Here is a 26,979-nt window from a genome sequence, read left to right as displayed (position 1 = left end):
GAGAGTAGGTCATCGTCAAGATTAAATTCCGAAACCCCTATCTGCATCTGCAGGTAGGGGTTTTGTCTTTTCCGGCTCCCACAGCCCGTTCTCAGATCAACGCTTTGTGAGAGGGGGCTTGACCCGCGATCCAGAGCCCCGCGTATCGGTTAGAATACCGCCCTCGTGTTGACTTAGAAGTTCACTATGTCCGACCCTGTCGAATCCCATCAGCTCGCCGACCTGCCTCTGGATCAATTGGTGGCGTGTCACGAATGTGACCTGTTGATGCACAAGCCTGTGCTCAAACTGGATGAAAAGGCGCATTGCCCACGCTGCGGCTACGAGCTCTATGCTCATCGCCACAATGTTGTCGGACGCAGCCTGGCGCTGGTTTTAGCCGCCTTACTGCTGTACATACCCGCAAACTTTATCCCAATCATGCAACTCCACCTATTGGGGCAGAGCACCAAGGATACGGTCTGGAGTGGCGTGGTTGGGTTGTTCAACACCGGAATGCCTGAAGTGGCAGTGGTAGTGTTCCTCTGCAGTATGGCGATCCCTTTGCTCAAGCTGTTATGTCAGCTGTTTGTGTTGCTGAGCATTCGCTTTAATGTCGCCCGTAGCTACGGGTTGTTGATTTACCGCATTTATCACCATCTGCGCGAATGGGGCATGCTTGAGGTGTATTTCATGGGCGTGCTGGTCGCCATGGTCAAGTTGGTCGACCTGGCAGACATTAGTCTCGGCCTGGGTCTGGGTTGTTTTATCAGTTTGCTATTGGTGCAGGTGTGGCTGGAGGTGGTGATGTCACCCCACCAGATCTGGAGTGCTTTATCGGGGGAAGACCTGCATGCGTGCGATTGATGCTGGCATTCTGATTTGTGGCGAATGCCATGAACTGAATCGTCAGGAGCCTGAAAGTACCTCACAAACGTGCAGTCGTTGCGGCGCGATCGTACATGCGCGGCGGCCAAACAGCCTGGTACGAACCTGGGCCTTGCTGCTTACCTCGGCGATTCTTTATATCCCGGCCAACGTACTGCCAATCATGACGGTCAATACGCTGGGTCAGGGAGAGCCGGACACCATTATGTCGGGCGTCATTGCCCTGATTAAGTTTGGCATGCTGCCGATTGCCGCCGTGGTTTTCATTGCCAGCATTTTGGTACCTACCTTCAAATTAGTGGGTATCGGCCTGTTGCTCTATTCGGTGCAACGCCATCAGCCGCTTTCGGCGCGGCAGCGGATCTTGATGTACCGCTTCATTGAATTTATCGGACGCTGGTCGATGCTCGACATCTTCGTGATCGCCATTCTGGTGGCGGTGGTGAATTTCGGCAGGATCGCTAGCATCGAAGCCAATCTGGGCGCCGTCGCCTTCGCCAGTGTGGTGATTCTGACGATGCTCGCAGCAGTAACTTTCGATCCCCGACTGATTTGGGATAACACGGAGTCGGATGACGACCATGAGTGATTTACCTACGGCTAGAACCCGCCCAGCTTCGAACTGGTCGGCCATATGGATATTGCCACTGATCGCCCTGGTCATCGGTGGTTGGCTTGGCTGGCAGGCGTACCGCGACGCTGGCGTGAACATCGAGGTCCGCTTTGAAAGTGGCGAAGGCATCGTTGCCAACAAAACCGAAGTGGTCTTCAAGGGCATGTCGGTCGGTAAGGTGAAAGAGCTGGTACTGGATGACAAGGGCAACAGTACCGGTGTGATCGCCACCATCGAGATGAACAAGGACGCGGAGCCGCACCTGAACAGTGGAACCCGTTTCTGGCTGGTCAAGCCAAGCGTCAGCCTGGCTGGGATCACTGGCTTGGAGACGCTGGTTTCAGGCAACTACATTGCTATCAGTCCAGGCGAAGGGGAGCCGAAAAAGAGTTTCAAGGCGCTGGATGAGGCCCCGCCACTGTCTGACAGTGAGCCTGGGCTGCACCTGACGCTCAAGGCGGATCGTCTGGGCTCGCTCAACCGTGACAGCCCAGTGTTCTACAAGCAGATCCAGGTCGGTAAGGTGAAGAGCTATCGCCTCGCTGAAGATCAGGGGACAGTGGAGATCAAGGTCTTCATTGAGCCGGCTTATACCAACCTGGTGCGCAAACACACACGTTTCTGGAACGCTAGTGGCATCAGCATTGATGCCAACCTGTCCGGGGTGAAAGTGCGCAGTGAATCGCTGGCCAGCATCGTTGCCGGCGGCATTGCCTTTGCTACGCCAGAGCACCGTAAAGATAGCCCGCCAACCGATCCGAGCTTACCGTTCCGCCTGTATGAAGACTTCGATGATGCCCAGGCGGGTATTCGTGTCAAGGTCAAGCTGGGTGACTTTGAAGGCCTGCAGGCGGGTCGTACGCCGGTGATGTACAAAGGCATTCAGGTCGGTTCGCTGAAAAACCTGAAAGTCGACGGTGACCTCACCAGCGCCATGGCTGAGCTGACCCTGGATCCGCTGGCCGAAGATTACCTGGTTGATGGTACCCAGTTCTGGGTGGTCAAGCCGTCGATCTCGCTGGCCGGGATTACCGGTCTGGAGGCGTTGGTCAAAGGTAACTACATTGCCATCCGCCCAGGTGAGAAGGGCGCCTCTCCGCAGCGCGAATTCGAGGCGCGGGCCAAGGCGCCGCCCTTGGATCTGAAGGCACCGGGTCTGCATTTGGTGCTGTTCAGTGACAATCTCGGGTCGTTGGAGGTTGGTAGTCCGGTTCTTTATCGTCAGGTCAAAGTTGGCTCTGTACAGAGCTATCAGTTCTCGAAAAAAAGCAAGCGCCTGCTGATCGGTGTGCACATCGAGAAGGAGTACGCCGGCCTGGTCAACGGCTCGACACGCTTCTGGAATGCCAGTGGTATTACCCTCACGGGCGGCTTGTCGGGTGTTCAGATCAAGAGCGAATCGCTACAGAGCCTGATGGCCGGGGGGATCTCCTTCGATACTCCAACCCCTAATGTGCCGCTCAAGCGCCGTATCCCGAGCTTTCGCCTGCACCCGGATCAGGAAGCGGCCAATCAATCGGGCACCACCGTGACCATTCGTGTCGAGCGTGCAGATGGTTTGAAGGTCGGTACACCGATTCGTTTCAAGGGTCTGGATGTGGGCAAGATCGAACAGGTCGACCTGACCGATGATCTGCAGGCGGTGATGCTCAAGGCGCGTATTACCGAAGTACCCGAGCGCATTGCGCGTGTCGGTACGCAGTTCTGGGTGGTCAAGCCGGCGCTGGGTATCGTCAAAACGGCGAACCTCGAAACCCTGGTTACCGGTCAGTACCTGGAAGTACAGCCAGCGGCCAAGAACCAGGGGCCTCAGCGTGTCTTCAATGCGCTGCCTGAGGCGCCGGATTTCTCCGCGCGTGAAGCAGGTCTTGCCCTGGTGCTCAGTGCGCCGCGGCGTGGCTCTATCAAGCCAGGGGTGCCGGTAACCTATCGCGAAATTCCGGTCGGCAAGGTGACTGGCTTCGAATTGGGTCAAACCGCCGATCGTGTGTTGATCCATATCCTCATCGAGCCGCGTTATGCGACGCTGGTGCGCGGTGGTAGCCGGTTCTGGAACAGCAGTGGCTTCGGCGTAGACATCGGCTTGTTCAAGGGCGCTACGGTGCGTACCGAATCACTGGAAACCCTGATTCAGGGAGGCATTGCCTTCGCTACCCCAGATGGCGAGAAGATGGGCAATCCGGCCAGGCCGCAGCAGACCTTCGCGTTGTTTGATGATGCTGAAGATGAATGGCTGCAATGGGCGCCGAAGATTCAGATCGGAAAGTAACTGATCGTCAGGGTAACGCCGGCTCCTACATAGATTGTGGGAGCTGGCCCTGCCAGCGATGCAGGCACCACGTAACCGCTCACTATCATCGCCAGCAAGGCTGGCTCCTACAGAAGGGCAGCAGAGCCTGCACAAATCGAAGGCAATAAAAAACCGACCCTAGGGTCGGTTTTTTAATCAGCGTGTCGCTTAGGCAGCTTGTTTCAGCGCCTTGATGTGGCCATTCAGACGGCCTTTATGGCGAGCAGCCTTGTTCTTGTGGATGATGCCTTTATCGGCCATACGGTCGATAACTGGCACAGCCAGGATGTAAGCAGCTTGCGCTTTTTCGGCGTCTTTTGCGTCGATGGCTTTAACTACATTCTTGATGTAGGTACGAACCATGGAACGCAGGCTGGCGTTGTGGCTGCGACGCTTCTCAGCCTGTTTTGCACGTTTTTTGGCGGAAGGTGAGTTGGCCACCGTCGAGCTCCTCGAAAGACTTGGTAAATAGCAAACAAAATAGGCCGCGAATCATGCCGATGAGTTAATCGGTTGTCAAGGGCACTTGCATGGATCCGCTGAGTGGTCGTTCCTTACAAGGGAGAGATTCCCTTCTGCGGTGTGACCTGTAAACTCGGGAGCTTTTGCTCTGCTTGCGTTGCGGCGCGGAGTATCGCACAACTGGGCGGGTTCCGGCACAGCCCTTTATCTTTAGGCGTAAAAAACTTTCAATGAATCTTCTCAAATCCCTGGCCGCCGTCAGCTCCATCACCATGATTTCCCGGGTTTTGGGCTTTGTCCGCGACACCATTTTGGCACGTGTGTTCGGCGCAGGCGTGGCGACCGACGCTTTTTTCATTGCCTTCAAGTTGCCCAACCTGCTGCGTCGGATATTCGCCGAGGGCGCGTTTTCCCAGGCGTTCGTGCCGATCCTGGCCGAATACAAGACCCAGCAGGGCGAGGCGGCGACGCGCACTTTCATTGCCTATGTCAGTGGCCTGTTGACCCTGGTGTTAGCCTTGGTTACGGCCATAGGCATCCTCGCAGCGCCCTGGGTGGTGTGGGTTACAGCACCAGGCTTTATCGCCGACGGCGAACGGTTTGAACTGACTACCGACCTTTTGCGCGTCACCTTCCCTTATATACTGCTGATCTCCCTGTCGTCGCTGGCCGGTGCCATTCTCAATACCTGGAACCGCTTTTCAGTGCCGGCCTTCGTGCCGACTCTGCTGAATGTGGCGATGATCGGCTTTACCCTGTTTCTGACCCCTTACTTCGACCCACCCATCATGGCGCTGGCCTGGGGCGTGTTGGCCGGCGGTCTGGCGCAACTGCTGTACCAACTGCCCCACCTGAAAAAGATCGGCATGCTCGTGCTGCCACGCCTGAACCTGCGGGATAGTGGAGTCTGGCGGGTACTCAAGCAGATGCTGCCGGCGATCCTCGGGGTATCGGTCAGCCAGATCTCGCTGATCATCAACACCATCTTCGCTTCGTTCCTGGTGGCCGGTTCAGTGTCGTGGATGTACTACGCCGACCGCCTGATGGAATTGCCGTCCGGTGTGCTCGGCGTGGCATTGGGGACGATCCTGCTGCCGACTCTGGCCAAGACCTATGCCAATCGTGACCGCGATGAGTACTCGCGGATCCTCGATTGGGGCCTGCGCCTATGTTTCTTGCTGGTGCTGCCGTGCACCCTGGCGATGGCGATTCTCGCCGAGCCGTTGACGGTGGCGCTGTTCCAGTACGGTAAGTTCACCGCATTCGATGCGGCGATGACCCAGCGCGCGCTGATCGCCTATTCCGTCGGGCTGCTGGCCATCATTCTGGTCAAGGTCCTGGCCCCCGGCTTCTATGCCCAGCAGAACATCCGTACACCGGTTAAGATCGCCATATTCACTCTGGTCTGCACCCAGTTGTTCAACCTGATGTTCATCAGCCTCCTGCAACACGCCGGCCTGGCCCTGGCCATCAGCCTCGGTGCCTGCCTGAACGCCGGCTTGCTGTTCTGGAAGCTGCGCCAACAGCAACTGTTCGAGCCGCAACCGGGGTGGGCCAAGTTCCTCGCCAAGCTGGTCCTGGCGGTGGTGCTGATGTCGGCCGTGCTGCTGGTAGGGATGCACTACATGCCAGCGTGGGAGCAAGGGCAGATGCTCGAGCGTTTCCTGCGTCTGGGCGTGCTGATCGTGGCGGGTGTAGTGACTTATTTCGGCAGTCTGTTCGTGTTCGGATTCCGCCCGCGTGACTTTGCGCGCAAGGTGCTGCATTGAGCCGCGAACACGGCCAGACGTCGGTTTTATCTTTTCCATGCCTCGGGGTGACGCTGCTGCCTGTCGTCAGCGCCCGGGTGTGGTTATAATCGACCACTTTATGAGCAAGAAGCGCGTTATGCAGCTGGTTCGAGGCCTTCAAAACCTACGCCCCCTGCACCGGGGCTGTGTCGCCACTATTGGCAACTTCGACGGTGTTCACCGTGGTCACCAGGCAATCCTGGCGCGCCTGCGTGAGCGTGCGGTGGAGCTGGGGGTACCCAGCTGCGTGGTGATTTTCGAACCACAGCCGCGCGAATACTTTGCTCCGGACACCGCGCCGGCCCGTTTGGCACGTCTGCGTGACAAGGTCGCGCTGCTGGCTGCTGAAGGGGTAGACCGGGTGTTGTGCCTGGCGTTCAATCAGCGCCTGAGCAAACTCAGCGCTGCTGAGTTCGTCGACACCATCCTGGTTGATGGCCTGGGCGTTAAGCACCTTGAAGTCGGCGATGATTTCCGCTTCGGGTGCGATCGCGTCGGCGACTTCGAGTTTCTACAGCAAGCCGGGCTGAGCCAGGGCTTCACCGTTGAAGCGGCGCAGACCGTGGAGCAAGAGGGCCTGCGGGTCAGCAGCACGCAAGTGCGCAGCGCGTTGGCCAAGGCCGACTTCGCCCTTGCCGAGCGCCTGTTGGGCCGTCCCTACCAGATCAGCGGCCGTGTGCTGCACGGGCAGAAGCTGGCGCGCCAGTTGGGCACGCCGACCGCCAACATACAACTCAAGCGTCATCGCGTACCGCTGACTGGGGTCTACCTGGTCAGTGTCGAACTCGATGGCAAGGCTTGGCCAGGCGTCGCCAACATCGGCGTGCGGCCAACCGTTTCAGGTGATGGCCGTGCCCACCTGGAAGTGCATCTCCTGGATTATGCCGGCGATCTTTATGGCCGGCGCCTGACGGTGGAATTCCACCACAAGCTGCGCGACGAGCAGCGTTTCGCCTCCCTGGAGGCGCTGAAGTCGGCGATCGATGCGGATATCGCCGCCGCACGTGCCCATTGGCACGCTCAACCGCTAACGAAGAGCCTGAAATGACCGACTATAAAGCCACGCTAAACCTTCCGGACACCGCCTTCCCGATGAAGGCCGGCCTGCCACAGCGCGAACCGCAGATTCTGCAGCGCTGGGACAGCATTGGCCTGTACCAGAAGCTGCGCGAAATTGGCAAGGATCGTCCGAAGTTCGTACTGCACGACGGCCCGCCCTACGCCAACGGCAAGATTCACATCGGTCATGCGCTGAACAAAATTCTCAAGGACATGATTGTCCGCTCCAAGACTCTGTCCGGTTTCGATGCCCCGTACGTACCGGGCTGGGACTGCCACGGTCTGCCGATCGAGCATAAGGTCGAAGTGACTCACGGCAAGCACCTGAGTGCCGACCAGACTCGCGAGCTGTGCCGCGCCTATGCCGCCGAGCAGATCGAAGGGCAGAAAACCGAGTTCATCCGCCTGGGTGTGCTGGGTGACTGGGACAATCCTTACAAGACCATGAACTTTGCCAACGAGGCCGGTGAAATCCGTGCCCTGGCGGAGATGGTCAAGCACGGCTTCGTGTTCAAGGGCCTCAAGCCCGTGAACTGGTGCTTCGACTGCGGCTCGGCTCTGGCCGAAGCCGAGGTCGAGTACGCCGACAAGAAATCGCAAACCATCGACGTCGCCTTCCCGGTGGCCGATGAAGCCAAGCTGGCTGCAGCTTTCGGCCTGGCTTCGCTGGCCAAGCCCGCCTCGATCGTGATCTGGACCACCACACCGTGGACCATCCCGGCCAACCAGGCGCTGAACGTCCACCCGGAGTTCACCTACGCCCTGGTCGACGTCGGTGACAAACTGCTGGTACTGGCGCAAGAGCTGGTTGAGTCGTGCCTGAAGCGTTATGCGCTGGAAGGCTCGGTGATCGCCACCGCGCCAGGCTCGGCACTGGATCTGATCAACTTCCGACACCCTTTCTACGACCGCCTGTCGCCCGTCTACCTGGCTGACTACGTCGAACTGGGTGCCGGTACCGGTGTGGTTCACTCCGCGCCAGCCTATGGTGAAGACGACTTCGTAACCTGCAAGCGTTACGGCATGGTCAACGACGACATCCTCACGCCAGTGCAAAGCAATGGTGTGTATGTACCATCGCTGGAGTTCTTCGGCGGCCAGTTCATCTGGAAAGCCAACCCAGCGATCGTCGACAAGCTCTCGGAAGTCGGTGCGCTGATGCACACCGAAACCATCAGCCACAGCTACATGCACTGCTGGCGTCACAAGACCCCGCTGATCTACCGCGCTACCGCGCAGTGGTTCGTCGGCATGGACAAGCAGCCTGACAACGGCGACACCCTGCGCAAGCGTGCGGTCAAAGCCATCGAAGAAACCAAGTTCGTCCCGGCCTGGGGCCAGGCGCGCCTGCATTCGATGATCGCCAACCGTCCGGACTGGTGCATCTCGCGTCAGCGTAACTGGGGCGTACCGATTCCGTTCTTCCTCAACAAGCAAACCGGTGAGCTGCACCCGCGTACCGTCGAGCTGATGGAAGAAGTGGCAAAGCGCGTCGAGAAAGAAGGCATCGAAGCCTGGTTCAAGATGGACGCCGCTGAGCTGCTCGGCGAAGAGGCTGGCCAGTACGACAAGATCGCTGACACCCTCGACGTCTGGTTCGACTCGGGCACTACCCACTGGCACGTATTGCGTGGCTCGCACAGCATCGGTCACGAGACCGGCCCGCGTGCCGACCTGTACCTGGAAGGTTCCGACCAGCACCGCGGCTGGTTCCATTCGTCGCTGTTGACTGGCTGCGCCATCGACAACCACGCGCCGTACCGCGAGCTGCTCACCCACGGTTTCACCGTAGATGAAAACGGCCGCAAGATGTCCAAGTCGTTGGGTAACACCATCGAGCCGCAGAAGGTCAACGACACCCTGGGGGCCGACATCCTGCGCCTGTGGGTTTCGGCCACTGATTACTCCGGTGAAATGGCGGTTTCCGAGCAGATCCTGCAGCGCAGTGCCGACGCCTACCGTCGTATCCGTAACACCGCGCGCTTCCTGCTCTCCAACCTGTCTGGCTTCGACCCGGCCCGTGACCTGCTGCCGGCCGAAGATATGCTGGCGCTGGACCGCTGGGCTGTTGACCGTACCCTGCTGCTGCAGCGTGAGCTGGAAGAGCACTACGGCGAATATCGCTTCTGGAACGTCTACTCGAAGATCCACAACTTCTGCGTGCAGGAGCTGGGTGGCTTCTACCTGGACATCATCAAGGACCGTCAGTACACCACCGGCGCCAACAGTGTTGCCCGCCGTTCCTGCCAGACTGCGCTGTACCACATCAGCGAAGCGCTGGTGCGCTGGATTGCGCCGATCCTGGCTTTCACTGCTGACGAGCTGTGGCAGTACCTGCCGGGCGAGCGCAATGAGTCGGTAATGCTCAACACCTGGTATCAGGGTCTGACCGAACTGCCGGAAGGCTTCGAGCTGGGTCGCGCCTACTGGGACCGCGTAATGGCTGCCAAGACCGCGGTCAACAAGGAACTGGAAAACCAACGTTCGGCCAAGGCCATCGGTGGCAACCTGCAAGCTGAAGTCACCTTGTTCGCCGACGACGCCCTGAGCGCCGACCTGAACAAGCTGGGCGACGAGCTGCGTTTCGTGCTGATCACCTCGGCCGCCAGCGTCGCACCGTTCGTCCAGGCACCTGCCGATGCGGTCGAGACTGAAGTGCCAGGCCTGAAGCTGAAAGTGGTCAAGTCCGGTCACGCCAAGTGCGGCCGTTGCTGGCACTTCCGTGCTGACGTTGGCGCGAATCCGGAGCACCCGGAAATCTGCGCCCGTTGTGCCGACAACATCAGCGGCAAAGGCGAGGTGCGCCACTATGCCTAACCCCGCTGCAGGGCGCTTCGGGCGCCTTAGCTGGCTCTGGCTGAGCGTGCTGGTCCTGGTCCTTGACCAGGCCAGCAAGTTCTACTTTGAGGGCACCCTGAGCCTGTACCAGCAGATCGTGGTCATCCCCGACTACTTCAGCTGGACCCTGGCATACAACACCGGTGCCGCGTTCAGCTTCCTGGCCGATAGTTCCGGCTGGCAGCGTTGGCTGTTCGCCCTGATCGCGCTAGTGGTCAGTGCCGTATTGGTAGTCTGGCTCAAGCGCCTGGGGCGCAACGAGACCTGGCTGGCAGTAGCATTGGCCCTGGTACTGGGTGGTGCGCTGGGCAACCTGTATGACCGCATCGTGCTTGGCCACGTGGTCGACTTTATTCTGGTGCACTGGCAGAACCGCTGGTACTTCCCGGCCTTCAACGTGGCCGACAGTGCCATCACCGTGGGTGCGGTGATGCTGGCGCTGGATATGTTCAAGAGCAAGAAGTCCGGAGAACCCGTCCATGACTGAGACCCGAATTGGCCAGAACACCGAAGTTAAACTGCACTTCGCGCTGCACCTGGAAAACGGCGACACCGTCGACAGCACGTTCGACAAGGCGCCAGCGGTGTTCAAGGTTGGCGACGGCAACCTGCTGCCGGGCTTCGAAGCAGCGATCTTCGGTTTCAAGGCCGGTGACAAACGCACCGTGACCGTTGAGCCGGAAAACGCATTTGGTCAGCCTAACCCGCAGAACGTGCAGATCATTCCACGGTCGCAATTCAACGACATGGAACTCTCTGAAGGCCTGCTGGTGATCTTCAATGACGCTGCCAATACCGAGCTGCCAGGTGTGGTCAAGGCTTTCGATGACGCGCAGGTGACCATCGACTTCAACCATCCACTGGCCGGCAAAACCTTGAGCTTTGAGGTACAAATCCTCGAAGTCACGGCGCTTTGAGCCGGGAGCTGAACATGCAAATCAAACTCGCCAACCCCCGCGGCTTCTGCGCGGGCGTGGACCGGGCGATCGAGATCGTCAATCGCGCCCTGGAAGTCTTCGGCCCACCGATCTACGTGCGTCACGAAGTGGTGCACAACAAGTTCGTGGTCGAAGACCTGCGCGCGCGTGGCGCAATCTTTGTCGAAGAGCTGGAGCAGGTACCGGATGACGTCATCGTCATTTTCAGTGCCCACGGTGTTTCCCAGGCCGTGCGCCAGGAAGCTGCCGGGCGCGGCCTGAAAGTCTTCGATGCGACCTGCCCATTGGTCACCAAGGTGCATATCGAGGTGGCGCGCTACAGTCGCGACGGTCGCGAATGCATCCTTATCGGCCATGAAGGTCATCCGGAAGTCGAAGGCACCATGGGTCAGTACGACGCCAGCAATGGCGGCGCGATCTACCTGGTCGAAGACGAGGACGATGTGGCCAAGCTGCAGGTCAATGACCCGAACAAGCTGGCTTTTGTTACCCAGACGACCTTGTCGATGGATGACACCAGCCGGGTCATCGACGCCCTGCGCGCGCGCTTCCCGAATATCGGTGGGCCACGCAAGGACGACATCTGCTACGCCACCCAGAACCGCCAGGATGCGGTCAAGCAACTGGCGGATGAATGCGATGTGGTGCTGGTGGTCGGCAGCCCGAACAGCTCCAACTCCAACCGCCTGCGTGAGCTGGCCGAGCGCATGGCAACGCCGGCTTACCTGATCGATGGCGCTGAAGACCTGCAAAAGAGCTGGTTCGACGGTGTAGAACGTATTGGCATCACTGCGGGCGCCTCGGCGCCGGAAGTGCTGGTGCGTGGCGTGATTGCGCAACTCAGAGAGTGGGGCGCCACCGGTGCTGAAGAGCTCGATGGACGCGAAGAGAACATTACCTTCTCGATGCCCAAAGAGCTGCGTGTACGCTCACTGATCTGAGCCACCCGCCGCACACAGCGGGTGGTGGCTTAACGTGTCGCGCAGGCTGACTCTACCGCTGCGCGACAGCACCACCTGATAGTGACTCAGTGCTTCGGGACGTTGGCATACATGCAGCGTCCCGGCCTGAAAACCGCCGGTTTCCAGCACAGGTACACCCAGGCCACTGAAGCGCACCTGCCGAGCCACCGGTTGGTTCCCGACAATGACCGATCGCCCATTACGGCGCCATTCATGCAGCAATTGCATGTCTTGCTCGACAATCATCCTCCAGCCATTGCTCCAGTCTGCGTCCACTGCTTGCAGGCGTACGACGCTATTGCGCAGCAGTGCCTCGCTGCGCGTGGTGCGAAGCGCCTGTGCCAGGTCCTTGGCCGCGGCTTGTCGTTGTAGCCCACTGCTCATGGCGTTGTAGGCCGGAGTACCGATCTGTGTCAGCAGCCCCAGCAGGGCCGCTGCGAACAACATTTGTATCAGTGTTACGCCCTGTTGCCTCACCGTGCATTCCTCCCTGGAAGTGCTTCGCTATAGGTTCGAACCCTGTGTTGGCGGCGTCCAGTCGGCAGGGTTGGCAAACGACTGTGGAAAAGTCTCGGAGGTTGGCCATGGATGGCTGGCGGCAACAAGGCATGACATTGATTGAAGTGCTGGTGGCGATGGCAGTGTTGGGGTTGGGGTTGTTTGCTGCTGCCAGCTTGCAGCTGCAGGCATTGCAGGCCACAGAGCGCGCGTTGCGTAGCACCCAAGCCGCCTATCTGGCGCACGCTGTGTTCGAGCAGGCACATGCCGACAGGGTGTTGCGCGAAAAGCGAGTGGGGCCATGAACAGGCAGGCGGGGCTCGGCCTGCTGGAAATGCTGCTAGCCCTGAGTCTGGGTGTGCTGCTGGTGCTGGGGGCCAGTCGCCTGTTTGTTGCTGCGGTCCAATCCTGGCAGGCACAAGCGGTGGCGGCGCAGATGCAGGAGGATGCGCGCCTCGCCCTGCAGCGCCTGACCCAAAGCATTCGTATGACGGGCATGTTTGGTTGCCTGCATGACCAGGCCATCGTTTTTCTCGAGCCCACGGCTGCTCAAGCGTTTACCCAGCCTCTACGTATCACACGTGGCGCCGATGGACGCGTTCAGCGCCTGAGCCTGATCAGTGCTGAGGTTGCTCAGGTCAGTGGCCGTCCCGACTGGACTTTGATCACCGACTGTCACACACACGCCAGTGTGCATGCCGGTGATCGCCTTCCTGAGGTAGGGCAGTTCGCGCTACCGATCCGCCGCCAGGACTATCGGCTGGTGGCCAACGCGTTGCACCTGCGTAGTGGCGGGAGCGATGGCGTGTTGGTGGATGGGGTCGATGAGCTGCAGCTTGAACTGCTCAGAGACAGTACCGCAGGTATTTCCGGCATGAGGTTGGGCTTGATCTTGATCGACCCACAGCAGCGGGTGAGGCCACAGAGGTATCGAATGACCATCGCCCTCGGTAACCCGGTGACCGGGTCGTGACTAGGCTCGGCAAGATCCGGCAGCGTGGCCTGGTCCTACTACTCAGCTTGATCCTGGTATCGCTGCTGGGGTTGCTGGGGCTTTCGGCCATGGGTAGTGCGATCCAGCAGGAGCGTATGGCGCACAATCTGATGACCACCTTGCAGGTGTTTGAACAAACGCAGCAGTTGCTGCAGCAAGGGGAGTTGCAGACACATGCGCAAATCTGGCCAGTTTGTGAGTTCTGTTTGCCACCACCGGAGGCCGGCTTCATTAGCAAGGGCGGCGTGTATTCAGGTCCTGAGGCCAGTTCCGGTCTGGCCTGGCTGGTGGCTGACGGTGGTTTCTATCTCATCCAGTCCCTGGGCGTGAGTACCCAGGCCAGGCATGTGCCGCCGGGGCGTGAGGTAAACCTGTTTCGGGTCACTGCCGTCGCACGCACTGGCGCGGCTCGCACTGTGCTGGAAAGCGTGATTGCGCACCCTGTTGGGCAAGCAACGCAGCCATGGCGTCGGATCTTATGGCGACAGGTCTATTAAGGAGCAGGTAAATGCACCAGCAGAAAGGATTGAGCTTGATCGAACTGTTGATTGTCATCGCCGTGGTCGGCATTCTGGCGAGCATTGCCTACCCCAGTTACAGCGATCAGGTCAGAAAAGCGGCGCGTACGGAAATTGTTGGAGTGCTGTTGACCAGTGCACAGCAACTGCAACGTCACTACTCGCGTGCAGGGCAGTACAGCGACAGTGACGCGGTGGTGACATCCCTGGTGAGTGGGACAGATCACTACAGCCTGCACGCAACACGCGACAAGGAGTCATTCACCCTGTTGGCACGACGCCTGCCCGGCGGCCTGATGATGGCCGATCGGTGCGGTGACTATGTCCTTGATCAGGCAGGTGCGCGTGGCAATCGGCAAAGTGCCGAGGATGCTGGCAACAACTGCTGGGGTAGCTGAAGCCTTTCGCGATTTACTTCAGACGTTGGATCGATAGATGACCAAGCAAGTAGTGATAGTCGGCGGCGGAGTGATCGGCCTGCTGACGGCGTTCAACCTGGCGGCGGAGGTTGAGCAGGTGGTGCTGTGTGATCGCGGTGAGCTGGGGCAGGAGTCATCCTGGGCGGGTGGTGGCATCGTCTCTCCGCTTTACCCCTGGCGTTACAGCCCGGCCGTAACGGCGCTGGCGCATTGGTCGCAGGATTTTTATCCACAGCTGGCTGAGCACTTGTTTGCCAGTACTGGCGTGGACCCCGAAGTGCATACCACTGGCCTCTACTGGCTGGACCTGGAAGACGAAGCCGAGGCCTTGGCTTGGGCTGAGCGCGAAGGGCGGCCACTGAGCGCTGTGGATATCTCGGCTGCTTATGACGCAGTGCCGGTGCTCGGAGCTGGTTTCCAGCGAGCAATCTATATGGCGGGCGTGGCCAACGTGCGTAACCCGCGCTTGGTCAAATCGCTCCGGGCGGCACTGCAGGCGATGCCCAATGTGAGCATCCGCGAGCACTGTGAAATCACTGGTTTCAGCCGCGAAGGCGGGCGCATTACCGGTGTTGAGACGGCTGAAGGCGTTATTGCTGGCGACCGTGTGGTGTTGACTGCTGGTGCCTGGAGCGGTGACTTGCTGCGACCTTTGGGGCTAGAGTTGCCGGTCGAGCCGGTCAAAGGGCAGATGGTTCTGTTCAAGTGCGCCGAAGACTTCTTGCCGAGCATGGTCCTGGCCAAAGGGCGCTATGCGATCCCACGACGTGACGGACACATTCTGGTCGGCTCTACCCTGGAGCATGCCGGATATGACAAGACGCCGACTGCCGAAGCGCTGGAGAGCTTGAAGGCTTCAGCGGTGGAGTTGTTGCCAGCCTTGGCTGACGCCACTGTGGTTGCGCATTGGGCAGGTTTGCGCCCTGGCTCGCCTGAGGGCATTCCCTACATCGGTGAAGTGCCGGGTTGGCAAGGGCTGTGGCTGAACTGCGGGCATTACCGCAACGGCCTGGTATTGGCACCGGCATCCTGCCAGTTGTTCGCTGATCTGCTGCTAGGCCGCGAACCGATCATCGATCCACGGCCTTATGCACCTACTGGGCGCTTGAAATAGTGTCTTGAGAGAGCCGTAGCCGCTGTCGAGGCATGAGGCAGCGGTTACATGACAATCGGTGCCTGTAGATGTCGGCCCGGAAAATGCCGCTCATAAAGCTGGCACACCTTCAGCACCTGCTCATCGGCAAAGCGTGCCGCCACTACATGCAGACCTACCGGTAACCCGGTGGCGGTAAAACCGCAGGGTACCGATGCAGCCGGTTGCTGAGTGAGGTTGAACGGGTAGCTGAACGGCGTCCAATCCATCCACTGCTTGAACCCAGAGGCAGGTGGCACATTGTGCCCGGCTTCGAAAGCTTGCAGCGGCAGCGTTGGTGTGACCAGCACGTCGTAACGTTCATGGAAGGCGTTCATCCGCGCAACCAATGCAGCGCGTGCCTCCAGGGCTAACGTGTATTTGGCCAGGCTGATCCCGGCGCCCTGGTCGGCGATCTGTAAAAGTCCGGGGTCAACCAACCTCTGCTGCTCGATACTCAGTTGCCCGATCAGGCGTGCAGCTCCGGCAAACCAAAGCGTATTGAAGATATCCACAGGGTCATCAAAGCCGGGGTCGACGGCTTCCACGTGTGCGCCCAATTGCACCAGGCGCTCAACCGCTTGGCCGACCAGCGCCTGAATCTGCGGATCGACCTTCACATAGCCAAAATTGGCGCTGTAGGCGATACGCAGGCCCTTGAGGTCGTCACCTGTGGATAACCAGGCCTCCTGGCGGGCTGCACCGGCCAGGCCATCACGTGGGTCAGGGCGTGCCACGCAGTCGAGCATCAGTACGGCATCCTCCACCGTGCGTGTCATTGGCCCCAGATGGGAAAGGAGGGTCATCGCGCTGGCTGGCCATTGCGGCACGTAACCGAAGGTGGGTTTGATCCCGAAAGTACCGGTGAAGGCACAAGGTATACGAATCGAACCACCGGCATCGCTACCCTGGTGCAACACGCCCAGATTCAACGCCGCAGCAGCAGCGGCACCTCCGGAGGAGCCGCCTGCAGTCAGGCGGGTGTTCCAGGGATTGCGGGTGATGCCATACAAAGGGTTGTCGGTGACGCCTTTCCAGCCGAATTCCGGGGTGGTGGTCTTGCCAATGAGTACTGCGCCAGCCTCACGCATGAAGGCACTCAACGGTGCGTCGATGTCCCATGGGCCTTCGCTGTCGCTGGTGCGCGACCCTTTGCGGGTCGGCATGCCTCGGGTCAGGGTCAAGTCCTTGATCGAGCTCGGTACGCCGTCCAAGCGTCCGCAGGGCGCGCCTTGCTGCCAGCGCTGTTCGCTGGCGCGGGCAGCGGCGCGGGCGCCATCTTCATCAACATGGCAGTAGGCGTTTACCGCAGGGTTGTGTAGGGCAATACGCGCCAGCACATCTTCGGTAACTTCCACCGGCGACAGTTCACGGCTGCGATACAGGGCCAACAATTCGACCGCGGTCAGTTCGCCAATGCTGGTTTTATCGGTCATCTCACTGGCCTCCCTGGGCAGCGTTGAGCATCGCCCGCAACAGAACTGCACAGCCATCGGCCAGGTCTTGTGGGGCAGCGTTTTCGATTTCGTTGTGGCTGATGCCGCCCTCGCAAGGTACGAAAATCATCCCGGCCGGACCCAGCTCGGCGAGGAATATCGCGTCGTGACCGGCACCACTGACAATGTCCATATGGCTCAGGCCCAAATTGGTTGCGCCTTGGCGCACCGCCTCGACGCATTCGCTGGCGAAGTACAGCGGCGGGAAATCGGCCGTCGGTGTCAGTTGGTAGAGCAGGCCGTGTTTGGCGCAACTTCTGTCGATAACCGCTGCGACTTCGTCAACCATGGCTTGTAGATGTTGTGGATCGAGATGGCGCAGGTCGATGGTCATCTGCACCTGGCCCGGGATCACGTTGCGCGAGCCTGGGTGCAGATTCAGGCAGCCGACGGTGCCGCAGGCATGTGGCTGATGGGCGTGGGCGATACGGTTGACCGTGCTGATCACTTCTGCGGCGCCGACCAGGGCGTCCTTGCGCAGGTGCATCGGTGTCGGCCCGGCATGAGCTTCGACGCCGGTCAGCACCAGGTCGAACCATTTCTGCCCCAGGCAACCCTGGACGACACCAATGGTGGTCTGACGATCTTCCAGAACGGGCCCTTGTTCGATATGCGCTTCGAAATAGGCGCCAACCGCATGGCCCGCCGGAATACGGGCACCGGCGTAACCGATGCGCTGCAGCTCGGCACCCACCGACAGCCCGTGCTCATCCACCTTGTCCAGGGTCTGCTGCAGGTCGAACTTCCCGGCGAACACCCCCGAACCCATCATGCACGGTGGGAAGCGCGAACCTTCTTCGTTGGTCCAGACCACCACTTCCAGTGGTGCTTCAGTCTCTATGCCCAGGTCATTCAGGGTACGGATCACTTCAAGACCGGCCATCACCCCATAGCAACCGTCGAACTTGCCGCCGGTAGGCTGCGTATCGATATGGCTGCCGGTCATCACTGGTGCCAGCGCCGCATTGCGTCCGGCACGGCGGGCGAAGATGTTACCGATGGCATCGATGCTGATGGTGCAGCCCGCTTGCTCACACCATGTAACGAACAGGTCGCGGGCCTGGCGATCGAGGTCGGTCAGGGCCAGGCGACAAACGCCACCTTTGGCGGTGGCGCCCAATTGCGCCAGATCCATCAGCGATTGCCAGAGGCGCTCACGGTTGATCAACGTAGCCTTGCCGAGCAGGTGCTGCGTAGGGTCGATGGACGTATTCATGGGCACTCTCCTTCAGGCGCTCAGGGCCAGGTAACGGTTCTTGATACTCGGATCGGCGCGAAATTGCGCCGCGCTGCCTTGATAGGCCACGCGGCCTTGTTCCAGTACATAGTGGCGGTCGGCAAGGGCGTCGCAGACCAACAGGTTTTGCTCCACCAGGAGGATCGACAGGCCTTCCTCCTTGATCCGCCGCAGAATTTTCACCAGTTCATCGACGATCACCGGGGCCAGGCCTTCGGTGGGCTCGTCGAGAATGAGCAACTTGGGGTCATTGAGCAGGGCGCGGGCGATGGCCAGCATCTGTTGCTCGCCGCCGGACAGAGCGAAACCATTGTTATTGCGGCGCTCCTTGAGGCGCGGAAACATCGTGTAGACATCGGCCAGCTGCCAGCGGCTGTCCTTGCGCGCTGCGATCTTGAGATTTTCCTCGACGCTGAGCAGGCGGAAGATGCCGCGATGTTCCGGCACCAGTGCGATGCCCTGGCGGGCGATTTCGAAAATCTCGCGACCAACCAGCGGCTGGCCTTTGAAATGGATCTGCCCCTGGCGTGGGCGCACGATGCCGAGGATGCTGCGCAAGGTTGTGGTCTTGCCGGCGCCGTTACGGCCCAGCAGGGTGACCAGTTCACCGTCACCGACGCTCAGGGAAACGCCTTCGAGCACATGGCTCTTGTCGTAATAGGAGTGGATATTGTCGACGTTCAGCATCAGGCGGCTTCTCCGAGGTAGGCGGTGCGCACGCGCTCATCGTTACGCACGAATTCCGGGGTGCCCTCGACCAGGATCTTTCCGTGGCTCATCACGGTGATACGCTGGCTGATGGACATGACGATGCTCATGTTGTGCTCGATCAGCAGCACCGTGTGATCGCGGCCCAGATCGCTGATCAGCTCGGTCATCAACGGAATGTCGTCGATGCCCATGCCTGAGGTTGGCTCATCAAGCATCAGCAGTTTGGGGCGGGCGCAAATCGACATGCCCACCTCCAGCACCCGCTGTTGCCCGTGAGAGAGTTCACCGGCCAGGGTGTCGGCGCGGGGCTTGAGCTTGAGGCGCTCCAGCACCTGATCTGCCATGTCCCAGTGGCTGCGCTTGTGCTCTACGCTGCGCCAGAAATTCAGTGCAGCCAGGCCATCGCGACCTTGGGCGGCCAGGCGCAAGTTCTCACGCACACTGAGGTTCTGGAACAGGCTGGTGAGCTGAAACGAGCGCGCCATGCCGAGGCCGACTCGGCCATGGGAAGGTTTGCGAATGACGTTCTGCCCGCCGAACAGGATCTGCCCGGCTGTTGCCTGACGTTCACCGGTCAGGCAATGGAACAGGCTGGTCTTGCCGGCACCGTTGGGGCCGATCACTGTATGAATGGTGCCCGCCTCGACCTTCAGGTCGACACCGTCCACCGCACGGAACGGGCCGTAGGCCAGCTCCAGGCCTCGGGTTTCCAGGAGGTATTCACTCATTGCAGGTTCTCCTTGGTCTTGCGTGCAGAGGTGCGTAGCGCACACAGGCGTTTGCCCAAGTCGGCCAGGCCGCCCCACAGCCCACCGCGCATGAACACCACTACCAGAATCAGGATGATCCCCAGCAGCATCAGCCAGCGTGGCCACAGGTCCGACAGCACATCACCGAGCAGGACAATGGAGCCTGCGCCCAACAACGAACCGAACAGCGAGCCTGTGCCGCCGACGATGGTCATGATCAGGATGTTCTCCGACATCACCAGGTCGATATTCGACAGCGGGGCAAAATGCAGCAGCATCGCGTACAACGCCCCAGCGATACCGGTGACCGCGCCCGAGAGCATGAACACCAGGATCTTGAAATGGCGGGTGTCATAGCCGATGGCGGCGGCGCGGGTCTCGTTCTCGCGAATGGCCAGCAGGGTGCTGCCGAACGGTGAGCGGATCACCCGTTGGGCACCGATGAAAATCAGCAGGAACAGCACCGCGACGAAGGTGTAGAAGTGGCGCGGGTCGCTAAGGTCGACCAGCACATGGCCGGCAATCGACAGGTCAGGGCGCGGGACATCGAGCAGACCGTTGTCGCCACCGGTCCAGCCGCTCAGCGTATAGGCCAGGAAGTAGGCCATCTGGCTGAACGCCAGGGTCAGCATGACAAAGTAGATACCGGTACGGCGGATGGCCAGGGCGCCGACCAACAGCGCCAGGGCAGCGCCAAATACCGCGGCACCGAGCAGGGCAGGGAGCATGCCCCAGTGCAGGTGAATCATCAGCAGCGCCGCGCCATAAGCACCCACGCCGAAGAAGATGCCTTGGCCGAACGACAGCAGCCCGGTGAAACCCAGCAGCAGGTTACAGGCCAGCGCTGCAAGGGCGAAGATCAGGATTTCGGTGGCCAGGGTGGTCGATGGCAGCAGCAGCGGCAAACCGATCAGGGTGGCAATCACCAGCAGCAACAGCGCGGGCGAGCGGCCTTTGGCCAGGGGTAGCGGATTTTTTTCGTTCATCTTCATGCTCTCCCGAACAGACCGTATGGACGTACCAGGATCACCGCGGCCATTGCCCCGTAGATCATCAAGCTCGCGCCTTGTGGCCAGAGACTGGTCATCATGCTTTGCACCACGCCGACCAACAGGCCGCCGACCAGCGCACCACCGAATGAGCCCATACCGCCAATCACCACAACGACAAAGGCGATACCGAGAATCTCCGGCCCTACAAACGGCTGCGCCCCACGCAACGGCGCAAACAGCACCCCGGCGACACCGGCCAGGCCCACCCCGAGGGCGAAGGTCAGGGAGAACAGACGGAAGATGTTGGTACCCAGCAGCGATACCGTTTCCGTGCTTTCGCTACCGGCACGCACCAGTGCACCGAAGCGTGTACGTTCGAGTAGCAACCATAGGCCCAGGCCGATCAAGGCCGAGAAGCCGATCAGGAACAGGCGATAGTAGGGGTAGATGAAGTCGCCAACGATCAGCACGCCGCGCAGCTCTTGAGGCACTGCGATGTTCTTGCCCACTGGGCCCCAGATCAGCACCGAGGCTTCCTGAATGATCAGGGCGATGCCCAGGGTCACGAGGATCTGGAAGGTATGCGGCAGGTGATAGATGCGTTTGATCAATAATCGCTCGACCGCCCAGGCCAATGCCGCCACTGCCAGCGGTGCCAGCAGCAGGGCGACCCAGAAGTTGCCGGTGAGGGCAACGACGGTGTAGCAAAGGTAGGCGCCAAGCAGGAAAAACGCCCCATGGGCGAAATTGACGAAGTTGAGCAAACCGAAAATGATGGTCAGGCCGACGGCGATCAAAAAGTAGATCATTCCCAGGCCAAGGCCGTTGAGCAGCTGGAACAGGTAAAGACTGAGCATGCACGAACCCTCTGCAGCGCGCGTGACGGCTGCATTGCAGTAGTGGGATAGCGAGCGCCGGGCGTCAGGCCAGGGCGCAACCGGTGTTGGCGACGTCGATGAACGAGCGGCCGGCGCTGATCACCTCGGCCAGATCATCCTCGTCACGCATCTGCGCCTGGGGTTTGCCGCGTAGCAGGTAGTAGTCCTTCATTACCTGGTGATCGCCGGGGCGAATCAGTTCATCTCCGGTCGGGCCCTGAAAGCTCATGCCCTGGAGTGTTTTGGCGATGGCCGGGCCATCAAAGCTGCCGGTCTTGATGATGGCTTCGAGCATCACCCGCGTGCCGATGTAGTCGGCGGCCAGTGGGTAATTTGGGTTGATGCCGTAGGCGGCCTGGGTCGCCTTGACCAGCGCCTGATTGAGCGGAGTATCGACCTGATGCCAGTACTGTGCGCCGAGATAGACCCCTTCGAGTACATCGCTGCCCAGCTCCTGGAACTGGTCCAACCCCGCCGACCACACCAGTAGCACTTTCATGCGTTCCTTGATGCCGAAATTCACCGCCTGGCGCAGAGCATTGGACGACTGGCTGCCGAAATTGAGCAGCACCAGTACATCCGGCTTGGCGGCGATGGCATTGGTCAGGTACCCGGAGAACTCCTGCTCCTGCAGTGAGTGGTAGCTGTTGCCGATGTGTTCGACGCCAAATTCCTTGAACACCTTGCGGGCGTTTTCCAGCAGCGCGTCGCCGAATACATATTGCGGGGTGATGGTGTACCAGCGCTTGGCAGCTGGCAGTTGGCGGATCATCGGCACCAGGGTTTCGCGGATGGCACCGTAGGTGGGCACCGACCAGCGAAAGGTCGATGAATTACAGTCTTTACCGGTGATTTCATCGGCGCCGACCGGGGTCATGAACACGCCCCCGGCCTTGTGGATTTCCTTGGACACCGCCAAAGCCGAGGAAGAGAGGGTGCAGCCCTGGAAAAACCGCGCCGCGTCCTGGCCAATGGCCTCCTGGACCTTACGCACCGCCTTGCCAGCATTGCCCTCAGTGTCGATTACCTTGTACTTCAGCGGCCTACCCAGCAGTTGTGGGTGCTCGGCGATGGCCAGGCGTGAACCCATGTCGGCGTACTTGCCATAGCTGGCAAAGGCCCCGGACATCGATTTCAAGCCATAGAAGATAATCGGCTCTTCGGCGTAGGCCAGGCGCATCCCGGCAGGGATACAACCCAGGCCACCAAGGGCAAGGCCTGCCTTGAGCAGGGTACGTCTTTGCATGGGTAACTCCTTGGTTCTGGTTATTAGGCAGGAGTGGCAATGACAAAGCGGGTGCGGCCGGGCCTGTGCGCAGGCCTCTGGTCAGGCGTGATCAGTGGTGGTGGTCGAACTCCAGTAGAAAGTGACGGGCGACTTCACCTTCCAGGGCGGTCATGTGCTGTTCGGCATCGCACATGTGTTCGTGCATCAAACGGCGCACTGCGGGTTCGTCGGCGGCACGCAGGGCGACCAGCAGTTGCTTGTGATAATCGATATTGGCGGCGTCGAACTGCTCGCGCTTAGGCTTGTAGGCCTTTTTCAGCACCACCAGGTCGCGCAGCAGATCGTTGAGGAATGTCGCCATGAAGCTCAACAAAGGGTTAGGGCAGCGACGGGCGAGAATGTTGTGAAATTCAAGCTCGGCCAGTCGTTGTTCGCGTTGCCCCAGCTCGCTGTCTTCCGGGGTGCTGCAGCAATCGATGTTGGCCTGCAGGGCGCTGAAGTCGTCTTCGTCCAGGCGACCGATGACCGCGACGGCCAGTTCCACTTCAATGACCTTGCGCAGCTGATAGACCTGCTCGCCGTCGAGTTGCTGAAAGTGCAGGTAATTGCGCAGGGCGCGGCTGGCAGGTTCAGTGCCGGCTTCATTGAGGTAGGCACCGCCGTTGGGACCGGTACGGCTATTGACCAGACCTTCAACTTCCAGCGCCTTGAGTGCTTCGCGGGCGGTGCCCTTGGAGCATTCAAAACTCTCCATCAGCTCGCGCTCGGTGGGTAGCCGGTCACCGGGGCGCAGGGCATCGATGACAATCGAGCGTTTGACCGACTCGACAATCATGTCCGAGAGCTTCTGACGTTTGCGCTTGAGCGGGCGTTTGAGCATGGAGGTCATTTTTCATATTTATGCGGATAAATAGTACTTAATGACCTTTGACCGTTCAGGTCAACAGGTAGGGCGGGGAAGGTGTCGCAAATAGTGCGAGGAGGTCGCTGACAGGTATACAACATAACTCAGTAGGAGCCGGCCTTGCCGGCGATAGCAACGGCGCAATGTCAGCGGTTGCGCGGCGTCAACATCGCTGGCAAAGCCAGCTCCCACAAAAGCAATCCCAACGCTGTCTAGCGCTGCGAACCCGGCCCTTGTTCCAAATGCGCCTGGCTGCAGTACCACTGCGCGCCCAAACGCAGGGCACGGTCATTGGGCAGGTGCACGCCACAATGGGCGCAGCGCACCATCTTCAACGGGTCTTCAAGACCGTTGTCGGGCGCAGCAGCGTTGCTGGCCTTGAACTTGCGCCACAGCCAGAAAGCAGCGGCAATCAGGGCAATCCAGAAAAGTAGGCGAACCATGGTGTCCAGCTTTGTCAGTGAAGAGCCTTCAGTCTAGGGCTCGGGCAAGAAAAAAGGGAGGCCTTGGCCTCCCTTTATCTGTTGCATGATCGATCAGTCGAACACGCCAAAGGTCATGTAGCTGAACCAGGAGCGGTCGTCGTTGTTGCCTTCCGCTTCGTGCTCTTCTTCCTCAACCGCGTCGCCATCTTTTGGCTGCAGTTCTTCTGGAATCGCTTCCTTGGCGTCTTCGTACTGGCGGATCACGTCCTGGTTGGCGCGGGTTTCGCCCGGCGGCAGCGGCGCATCGCTCTCGATCAGGCCCAGAGTGGCCTTGGACAGCCACGAGCGGTTGTCGGCTTCGTCCTGCTTAGGCACGAACTGACCATCGACCAGGCTTGGGTGGTCCGGGTAGTTGAGCTTGAGGGTTTCCAGGCTGGTGGCCGCCAGTTCGTCCAGATGCAGACGCATATAGGCTTCGGTCATCACCGCCAGGCCGTCGCCGACCGCTGGGGTTTCCTGGAAGTTCTCTACGACATAGCGGCCACGGTTGGCGGCGGCTACATAAGCCTGACGGGTCAGGTAGTAGTCGGCGACGTGGATTTCGTAAGCCGCCAGCAGGTTGCGCAGGTAAATCATGCGCTGCTTGGCGTCTGGCGAGTAGCGGCTGTTAGGGAAGCGGCTGGTCAGCTGGGCGAACTCGTTGTAGGAGTCGCGGGCAGCGCCCGGGTCACGCTTGGTCATGTCCAGTGGCAGGAAGCGCGCCAGCAGGCCACGGTCTTGGTCGAAAGACGTCAGGCCCTTGAGGTAGTAGGCGTAGTCGACGTTCGGATGCTGAGGATGCAAGCGAATGAAACGCTCGGCGGCCGACTTGGCGGCTTCGGGTTCGGCGTTCTTGTAGTTCGCGTAGATCAGCTCGAGCTGCGCCTGATCGGCATAGCGGCCGAACGGATAGCGCGATTCCAGAGCCTTCAGCTTGCTCGTGGCGCTGGTGTAGCTGTGGTTGTCCAGATCGGCCTGCGCCTGCTGGTACAGCTCGGCTTCGCTCAGGTTTTCGTCGACGACTTCCTTCGAAGAACAAGCAGCGGTCAGTCCGAGGATGGCGATCAGCAGCAGGTGTTTCACTTGCATGGCGGCTTGCGTCCCTATGACGGCCGCTGTCTTGGGCGTGGCCGTCCTGTTATGATGAGCACCCCGATGCAATACCCGGGGCAAAAGACGTCGTATTTAACCACAAGCGTGCAGTCGAAACCAAAGGCTGTGCCGCCCGCTGATTCGAGCATGTCCGAGATCATTCAACTTCGCGCAGAGGTGCCGTCCGAATTGGGCGGGCAACGCCTCGACCAAATCGCCGCCCAATTGTTCGCTGAGCACTCGCGCTCGCGCCTGTCCACCTGGATCAAGGAGGGGCGCCTGACGGTGGATGGCGCTGTCCTGCGTCCGCGCGATATCGTCCACGGCGGTGCGCTGCTGGCGCTCGACGCCGAGCAGGAAGCCCAGGGCGAGTGGGTGGCCCAGGACATCGAGCTGGATATCGTCTATGAAGACGACCACATCCTGGTGATCAACAAGCCCGCCGGGCTGGTGGTCCACCCGGCTGCTGGCCATGCCGATGGCACCCTGCTCAATGCGCTGCTGCACCACGTGCCGGACATCATCAATGTCCCGCGTGCTGGCATCGTCCATCGCCTGGACAAGGACACCACCGGTCTGATGGTGGTGGCCAAGACGATTCAGGCGCAGACCCAACTGGTTGCCCAGTTGCAAAGCCGCAGTGTCAGCCGCATCTATGAATGCATCGTGATTGGTGTGGTGACCGCTGGCGGCAAGATCAATGCGCCGATCGGTCGTCACGGTGGTCAGCGCCAGCGCATGGCGGTAACCGAAGGCGGCAAGCCGGCGGTCAGCCACTACCGTGTGCTGGAGCGCTTCCGCTCGCACACCCATGTGCGGGTCAAGCTGGAAACCGGCCGTACCCACCAGATCCGTGTGCACATGGCCCACGTTAACTTCCCGTTGGTCGGCGATCCGGTCTATGGCGGTCGCTTCCGCATTCCGCCAGCGGCCAGCCTGACCATGGTTGACGCCCTTAAGACTTTCCCGCGCCAGGCCCTGCATGCGCGCTTCCTGGAGCTGGATCACCCGGTGACGGGCGAGCGTATGGGCTGGGAGTCGGCGCTGCCGGACGACTTCGTCTGGCTGCTGTCGCTGCTCAAGCAGGACCGTGAGGCGTTTGTTGGATGAGTGAGCTGATGCACGCCTTGCTGATCCCGGACTGGCCTGCGCCAGCTGGGGTTCGTGCGTGCGTCACCACGCGTTCGGGTGGGGTTAGCCTGCCGCCTTACGAAAGCTTCAACCTCGGTGATCATGTCGGCGATGAGCCTGCTGCGGTGGCCGAAAACCGCCGCCGTCTGAGCACCCAGTTCGGCATCCAGCCAGCCTGGCTCAAGCAGGTGCACGGCGTGGTGGTAGCGGACGCCGACCCAAGCGTGATCGCCGAAGCCGACGCCAGCTGGACGGCCACGCCCGGAATCGCCTGCACGGCAATGACCGCCGATTGCCTGCCGCTGCTGTTCTGCGACCGTGCCGGTACTCGCGTCGCCGCGGCCCATGCGGGTTGGCGCGGACTGGCCAATGGCGTGATCGAGGCTACTCTCGACCGTCTGGCGCTGGCGCCGGAAGCGGTATTGGTGTGGCTGGGCCCGGCGATTGGCCCGCAAGCCTTTGAAGTGGGTCTGGAAGTGCGCGATGCCTTCACGACCGTTCATCCGGAAACTGCCCAGGCCTTTGTGCCCGGCGCCGGCCCCGGTAAATTGATGGCCGACATCTATAAGCTGGCGCGCCTGCGTCTGGCTGCCCGTGGTGTAACGGCTGTATACGGTGGTGGTTTTTGCACCGTCAGCGATCCACGCTTCTATTCTTATCGGCGAACGCCGCAAGGTGGGCGCTTCGCATCGCTGGTCTGGCTTGATCCGCGCTGAT

At 60.3% G+C, this 26,979-nt stretch carries 28 protein-coding genes; 16 read left to right on the top strand and 12 right to left on the bottom strand.

Features of this window, described 5'->3' with window-relative positions; translation table 11 throughout:
- The first annotated feature begins 186 nt into the window (after window positions 1–186).
- Genes ACQRAX_RS24675 through ACQRAX_RS24665 form a run of 3 tightly spaced genes read left to right on the top strand, consistent with a single transcriptional unit; the run spans window position 187 to window position 3,749 of the window.
- The gene (locus ACQRAX_RS24675) at window positions 187–846 is read left to right on the top strand and encodes a paraquat-inducible protein A (protein ID WP_412041569.1); all 660 of its coding nucleotides are present in this window, start codon (window positions 187–189) and stop codon (window positions 844–846) included.
- Window positions 833–1,456 (top strand): paraquat-inducible protein A, encoded by a 624-nt coding sequence (locus ACQRAX_RS24670; RefSeq protein ID WP_412041568.1) that lies wholly within the window; start codon window positions 833–835, stop codon window positions 1,454–1,456. Before ACQRAX_RS24675 ends, ACQRAX_RS24670 begins: the two co-directional genes overlap by 14 nt.
- The gene (locus ACQRAX_RS24665) at window positions 1,449–3,749 is read left to right on the top strand and encodes a PqiB family protein (protein ID WP_412041567.1); all 2,301 of its coding nucleotides are present in this window, start codon (window positions 1,449–1,451) and stop codon (window positions 3,747–3,749) included. Before ACQRAX_RS24670 ends, ACQRAX_RS24665 begins: the two co-directional genes overlap by 8 nt.
- Window positions 3,750–3,938: 189 nt before the next feature.
- Here ACQRAX_RS24665 and rpsT read toward each other — a convergent pair whose 3' ends face one another.
- Window positions 3,939–4,211 carry a 30S ribosomal protein S20 gene (gene rpsT / locus ACQRAX_RS24660; protein WP_045190361.1) on the bottom strand — a complete coding sequence of 91 codons (273 nt, stop codon included), beginning with the start codon at window positions 4,209–4,211 and terminating at the stop codon, window positions 3,939–3,941.
- A 251-nt stretch (window positions 4,212–4,462) separates the two neighbouring features.
- Here rpsT and murJ point away from each other — a divergent pair, with 251 nt between their 5' ends.
- From murJ to ispH, 6 genes are all read left to right on the top strand, one after another.
- A complete protein-coding gene (gene murJ, locus ACQRAX_RS24655) occupies window positions 4,463–6,001 on the top strand; it encodes a murein biosynthesis integral membrane protein MurJ (protein WP_412041566.1) in 1,539 nt (512 codons plus the stop codon).
- 118 nt (window positions 6,002–6,119) lie between these two features.
- Window positions 6,120–7,070 (top strand): bifunctional riboflavin kinase/FAD synthetase, encoded by a 951-nt coding sequence (gene ribF / locus ACQRAX_RS24650; RefSeq protein ID WP_412041571.1) that lies wholly within the window; start codon window positions 6,120–6,122, stop codon window positions 7,068–7,070.
- Window positions 7,067–9,898 (top strand): isoleucine--tRNA ligase, encoded by a 2,832-nt coding sequence (gene ileS, locus ACQRAX_RS24645; RefSeq protein WP_412041565.1) that lies wholly within the window; start codon window positions 7,067–7,069, stop codon window positions 9,896–9,898. Before ribF ends, ileS begins: the two co-directional genes overlap by 4 nt.
- Complete coding sequence (gene lspA / locus ACQRAX_RS24640) at window positions 9,891–10,406, top strand: signal peptidase II (protein ID WP_412041564.1); 516 nt, start codon at window positions 9,891–9,893, stop codon at window positions 10,404–10,406. Before ileS ends, lspA begins: the two co-directional genes overlap by 8 nt.
- Window positions 10,399–10,836 (top strand): FKBP-type peptidyl-prolyl cis-trans isomerase, encoded by a 438-nt coding sequence (gene fkpB, locus ACQRAX_RS24635; RefSeq protein WP_412041563.1) that lies wholly within the window; start codon window positions 10,399–10,401, stop codon window positions 10,834–10,836. Before lspA ends, fkpB begins: the two co-directional genes overlap by 8 nt.
- 14 nt (window positions 10,837–10,850) lie before the next feature.
- Window positions 10,851–11,798: a 4-hydroxy-3-methylbut-2-enyl diphosphate reductase gene (gene ispH, locus ACQRAX_RS24630; protein ID WP_412041562.1), complete on the top strand. Its 948-nt coding sequence runs from the start codon at window positions 10,851–10,853 to the stop codon at window positions 11,796–11,798.
- Here ispH and ACQRAX_RS24625 read toward each other — a convergent pair.
- Window positions 11,787–12,266, bottom strand: coding sequence for a GspH/FimT family protein (locus ACQRAX_RS24625; RefSeq protein WP_412041561.1), 480 nt, complete (start codon window positions 12,264–12,266; stop codon window positions 11,787–11,789). The genes ispH and ACQRAX_RS24625 overlap by 12 nt on opposite strands.
- Before the next feature lie 137 nt (window positions 12,267–12,403).
- Here ACQRAX_RS24625 and ACQRAX_RS24620 point away from each other — a divergent pair, with 137 nt between their 5' ends.
- From ACQRAX_RS24620 to thiO, 5 genes are read left to right on the top strand one after another with little or no spacing between them, the layout of a single operon-like run.
- The gene (locus ACQRAX_RS24620; protein ID WP_412041560.1) at window positions 12,404–12,622 is read left to right on the top strand and encodes a type IV pilus modification PilV family protein; all 219 of its coding nucleotides are present in this window, start codon (window positions 12,404–12,406) and stop codon (window positions 12,620–12,622) included.
- Window positions 12,619–13,290: a hypothetical protein gene (locus ACQRAX_RS24615; RefSeq protein ID WP_412041559.1), complete on the top strand. Its 672-nt coding sequence runs from the start codon at window positions 12,619–12,621 to the stop codon at window positions 13,288–13,290. Before ACQRAX_RS24620 ends, ACQRAX_RS24615 begins: the two co-directional genes overlap by 4 nt.
- Window positions 13,287–13,808 (top strand): hypothetical protein, encoded by a 522-nt coding sequence (locus ACQRAX_RS24610; protein ID WP_412041558.1) that lies wholly within the window; start codon window positions 13,287–13,289, stop codon window positions 13,806–13,808. Before ACQRAX_RS24615 ends, ACQRAX_RS24610 begins: the two co-directional genes overlap by 4 nt.
- Window positions 13,809–13,819: 11 nt before the next feature.
- A complete protein-coding gene (locus tag ACQRAX_RS24605) occupies window positions 13,820–14,227 on the top strand; it encodes a type IV pilin protein (protein WP_412041557.1) in 408 nt (135 codons plus the stop codon).
- A 37-nt stretch (window positions 14,228–14,264) separates the two neighbouring features.
- Window positions 14,265–15,362 carry a glycine oxidase ThiO gene (gene thiO / locus ACQRAX_RS24600; RefSeq protein ID WP_412041556.1) on the top strand — a complete coding sequence of 366 codons (1,098 nt, stop codon included), beginning with the start codon at window positions 14,265–14,267 and terminating at the stop codon, window positions 15,360–15,362.
- A gap of 44 nt (window positions 15,363–15,406) precedes the next feature.
- Here the strand turns inward: thiO and ACQRAX_RS24595 are convergent, their stop codons facing one another.
- The 10 genes from ACQRAX_RS24595 to ACQRAX_RS24550 all read right to left on the bottom strand — a co-directional run bounded on the left by ACQRAX_RS24595 (window position 15,407) and on the right by ACQRAX_RS24550 (window position 25,128).
- The gene (locus ACQRAX_RS24595) at window positions 15,407–16,816 is read right to left on the bottom strand and encodes an amidase (protein ID WP_412041555.1); all 1,410 of its coding nucleotides are present in this window, start codon (window positions 16,814–16,816) and stop codon (window positions 15,407–15,409) included.
- Between the two features lies 1 nt (window position 16,817).
- The gene (locus ACQRAX_RS24590; protein WP_412041554.1) at window positions 16,818–18,092 is read right to left on the bottom strand and encodes a Zn-dependent hydrolase; all 1,275 of its coding nucleotides are present in this window, start codon (window positions 18,090–18,092) and stop codon (window positions 16,818–16,820) included.
- A gap of 12 nt (window positions 18,093–18,104) precedes the next feature.
- Window positions 18,105–18,800: an ABC transporter ATP-binding protein gene (locus tag ACQRAX_RS24585; RefSeq protein ID WP_412041553.1), complete on the bottom strand. Its 696-nt coding sequence runs from the start codon at window positions 18,798–18,800 to the stop codon at window positions 18,105–18,107.
- Window positions 18,800–19,552 carry an ABC transporter ATP-binding protein gene (locus tag ACQRAX_RS24580; protein ID WP_412041552.1) on the bottom strand — a complete coding sequence of 251 codons (753 nt, stop codon included), beginning with the start codon at window positions 19,550–19,552 and terminating at the stop codon, window positions 18,800–18,802. The genes ACQRAX_RS24585 and ACQRAX_RS24580 overlap by 1 nt, the downstream gene beginning before the upstream one ends.
- Entirely contained in the window at window positions 19,549–20,559 is a 1,011-nt protein-coding gene (locus tag ACQRAX_RS24575) for a branched-chain amino acid ABC transporter permease (protein WP_412041551.1), read from the bottom strand. The genes ACQRAX_RS24580 and ACQRAX_RS24575 overlap by 4 nt, the downstream gene beginning before the upstream one ends.
- A 2-nt stretch (window positions 20,560–20,561) precedes the next feature.
- On the bottom strand, window positions 20,562–21,422 hold the full coding sequence (locus ACQRAX_RS24570; protein WP_412041550.1) for a branched-chain amino acid ABC transporter permease: 861 nt from the start codon (window positions 21,420–21,422) through the stop codon (window positions 20,562–20,564).
- Window positions 21,423–21,486: 64 nt separating this feature from the next.
- Complete coding sequence (locus ACQRAX_RS24565) at window positions 21,487–22,689, bottom strand: ABC transporter substrate-binding protein (RefSeq protein ID WP_412041549.1); 1,203 nt, start codon at window positions 22,687–22,689, stop codon at window positions 21,487–21,489.
- 91 nt (window positions 22,690–22,780) lie between these two features.
- A complete protein-coding gene (locus ACQRAX_RS24560) occupies window positions 22,781–23,551 on the bottom strand; it encodes a FadR/GntR family transcriptional regulator (protein ID WP_412041548.1) in 771 nt (256 codons plus the stop codon).
- Window positions 23,552–23,787: 236 nt separating this feature from the next.
- The gene (locus tag ACQRAX_RS24555) at window positions 23,788–24,018 is read right to left on the bottom strand and encodes a PP0621 family protein (RefSeq protein ID WP_412041547.1); all 231 of its coding nucleotides are present in this window, start codon (window positions 24,016–24,018) and stop codon (window positions 23,788–23,790) included.
- Between the two features lie 93 nt (window positions 24,019–24,111).
- On the bottom strand, window positions 24,112–25,128 hold the full coding sequence (locus ACQRAX_RS24550; RefSeq protein WP_412041546.1) for an outer membrane protein assembly factor BamD: 1,017 nt from the start codon (window positions 25,126–25,128) through the stop codon (window positions 24,112–24,114).
- 150 nt (window positions 25,129–25,278) lie between these two features.
- Between ACQRAX_RS24550 and rluD the strand changes: the two genes are divergently transcribed.
- Window positions 25,279–26,241, top strand: a complete 963-nt coding sequence (gene rluD / locus ACQRAX_RS24545) for a 23S rRNA pseudouridine(1911/1915/1917) synthase RluD (RefSeq protein ID WP_412041545.1) — start codon at window positions 25,279–25,281, stop codon at window positions 26,239–26,241.
- Window positions 26,238–26,978 (top strand): peptidoglycan editing factor PgeF, encoded by a 741-nt coding sequence (pgeF, locus tag ACQRAX_RS24540; protein WP_412041544.1) that lies wholly within the window; start codon window positions 26,238–26,240, stop codon window positions 26,976–26,978. The genes rluD and pgeF overlap by 4 nt, the downstream gene beginning before the upstream one ends.
- The last annotated feature ends 1 nt before the right edge of the window (window position 26,979 follow it).

This window comes from Pseudomonas sp. UM16 (genome assembly GCF_050312595.1).
GTDB lineage: Bacteria > Pseudomonadota > Gammaproteobacteria > Pseudomonadales > Pseudomonadaceae > Aquipseudomonas.
The sequence above is the reverse complement of the archived record's forward strand: the minus strand, read 5'-3'. Positions and strand labels throughout refer to the sequence as shown.

Bases quoted from the DNA above. Each gene is read 5' to 3' on its own strand.
- ACQRAX_RS24595 (WP_412041555.1), bottom strand. From the start codon at position 16,816: ATGACCGATAAAACCAGCATTGGCGAACTGACCGCGGTCGAATTGTTG.
- murJ (WP_412041566.1), top strand. From the start codon at position 4,463: ATGAATCTTCTCAAATCCCTGGCCGCCGTCAGCTCCATCACCATGATT.
- pgeF (WP_412041544.1), top strand. From the start codon at position 26,238: ATGAGTGAGCTGATGCACGCCTTGCTGATCCCGGACTGGCCTGCGCCA.
- ACQRAX_RS24615 (WP_412041559.1), top strand. From the start codon at position 12,619: ATGAACAGGCAGGCGGGGCTCGGCCTGCTGGAAATGCTGCTAGCCCTG.
- ispH (WP_412041562.1), top strand. From the start codon at position 10,851: ATGCAAATCAAACTCGCCAACCCCCGCGGCTTCTGCGCGGGCGTGGAC.
- fkpB (WP_412041563.1), top strand. From the start codon at position 10,399: ATGACTGAGACCCGAATTGGCCAGAACACCGAAGTTAAACTGCACTTC.
- ACQRAX_RS24580 (WP_412041552.1), bottom strand. From the start codon at position 19,552: ATGAGTGAATACCTCCTGGAAACCCGAGGCCTGGAGCTGGCCTACGGC.
- lspA (WP_412041564.1), top strand. From the start codon at position 9,891: ATGCCTAACCCCGCTGCAGGGCGCTTCGGGCGCCTTAGCTGGCTCTGG.
- ACQRAX_RS24550 (WP_412041546.1), bottom strand. From the start codon at position 25,128: ATGCAAGTGAAACACCTGCTGCTGATCGCCATCCTCGGACTGACCGCT.
- ACQRAX_RS24675 (WP_412041569.1), top strand. From the start codon at position 187: ATGTCCGACCCTGTCGAATCCCATCAGCTCGCCGACCTGCCTCTGGAT.
- ACQRAX_RS24565 (WP_412041549.1), bottom strand. From the start codon at position 22,689: ATGCAAAGACGTACCCTGCTCAAGGCAGGCCTTGCCCTTGGTGGCCTG.
- ACQRAX_RS24665 (WP_412041567.1), top strand. From the start codon at position 1,449: ATGAGTGATTTACCTACGGCTAGAACCCGCCCAGCTTCGAACTGGTCG.
- ACQRAX_RS24605 (WP_412041557.1), top strand. From the start codon at position 13,820: ATGCACCAGCAGAAAGGATTGAGCTTGATCGAACTGTTGATTGTCATC.
- ACQRAX_RS24560 (WP_412041548.1), bottom strand. From the start codon at position 23,551: ATGCTCAAACGCCCGCTCAAGCGCAAACGTCAGAAGCTCTCGGACATG.
- ACQRAX_RS24575 (WP_412041551.1), bottom strand. From the start codon at position 20,559: ATGAACGAAAAAAATCCGCTACCCCTGGCCAAAGGCCGCTCGCCCGCG.
- thiO (WP_412041556.1), top strand. From the start codon at position 14,265: ATGACCAAGCAAGTAGTGATAGTCGGCGGCGGAGTGATCGGCCTGCTG.
- ACQRAX_RS24625 (WP_412041561.1), bottom strand. From the start codon at position 12,266: ATGTTGTTCGCAGCGGCCCTGCTGGGGCTGCTGACACAGATCGGTACT.
- ribF (WP_412041571.1), top strand. From the start codon at position 6,120: ATGCAGCTGGTTCGAGGCCTTCAAAACCTACGCCCCCTGCACCGGGGC.
- ACQRAX_RS24555 (WP_412041547.1), bottom strand. From the start codon at position 24,018: ATGGTTCGCCTACTTTTCTGGATTGCCCTGATTGCCGCTGCTTTCTGG.
- rluD (WP_412041545.1), top strand. From the start codon at position 25,279: ATGTCCGAGATCATTCAACTTCGCGCAGAGGTGCCGTCCGAATTGGGC.
- ACQRAX_RS24590 (WP_412041554.1), bottom strand. From the start codon at position 18,092: ATGAATACGTCCATCGACCCTACGCAGCACCTGCTCGGCAAGGCTACG.
- ACQRAX_RS24670 (WP_412041568.1), top strand. From the start codon at position 833: ATGCGTGCGATTGATGCTGGCATTCTGATTTGTGGCGAATGCCATGAA.
- ACQRAX_RS24585 (WP_412041553.1), bottom strand. From the start codon at position 18,800: ATGCTGAACGTCGACAATATCCACTCCTATTACGACAAGAGCCATGTG.
- ACQRAX_RS24620 (WP_412041560.1), top strand. From the start codon at position 12,404: ATGGATGGCTGGCGGCAACAAGGCATGACATTGATTGAAGTGCTGGTG.
- ileS (WP_412041565.1), top strand. From the start codon at position 7,067: ATGACCGACTATAAAGCCACGCTAAACCTTCCGGACACCGCCTTCCCG.
- ACQRAX_RS24570 (WP_412041550.1), bottom strand. From the start codon at position 21,422: ATGCTCAGTCTTTACCTGTTCCAGCTGCTCAACGGCCTTGGCCTGGGA.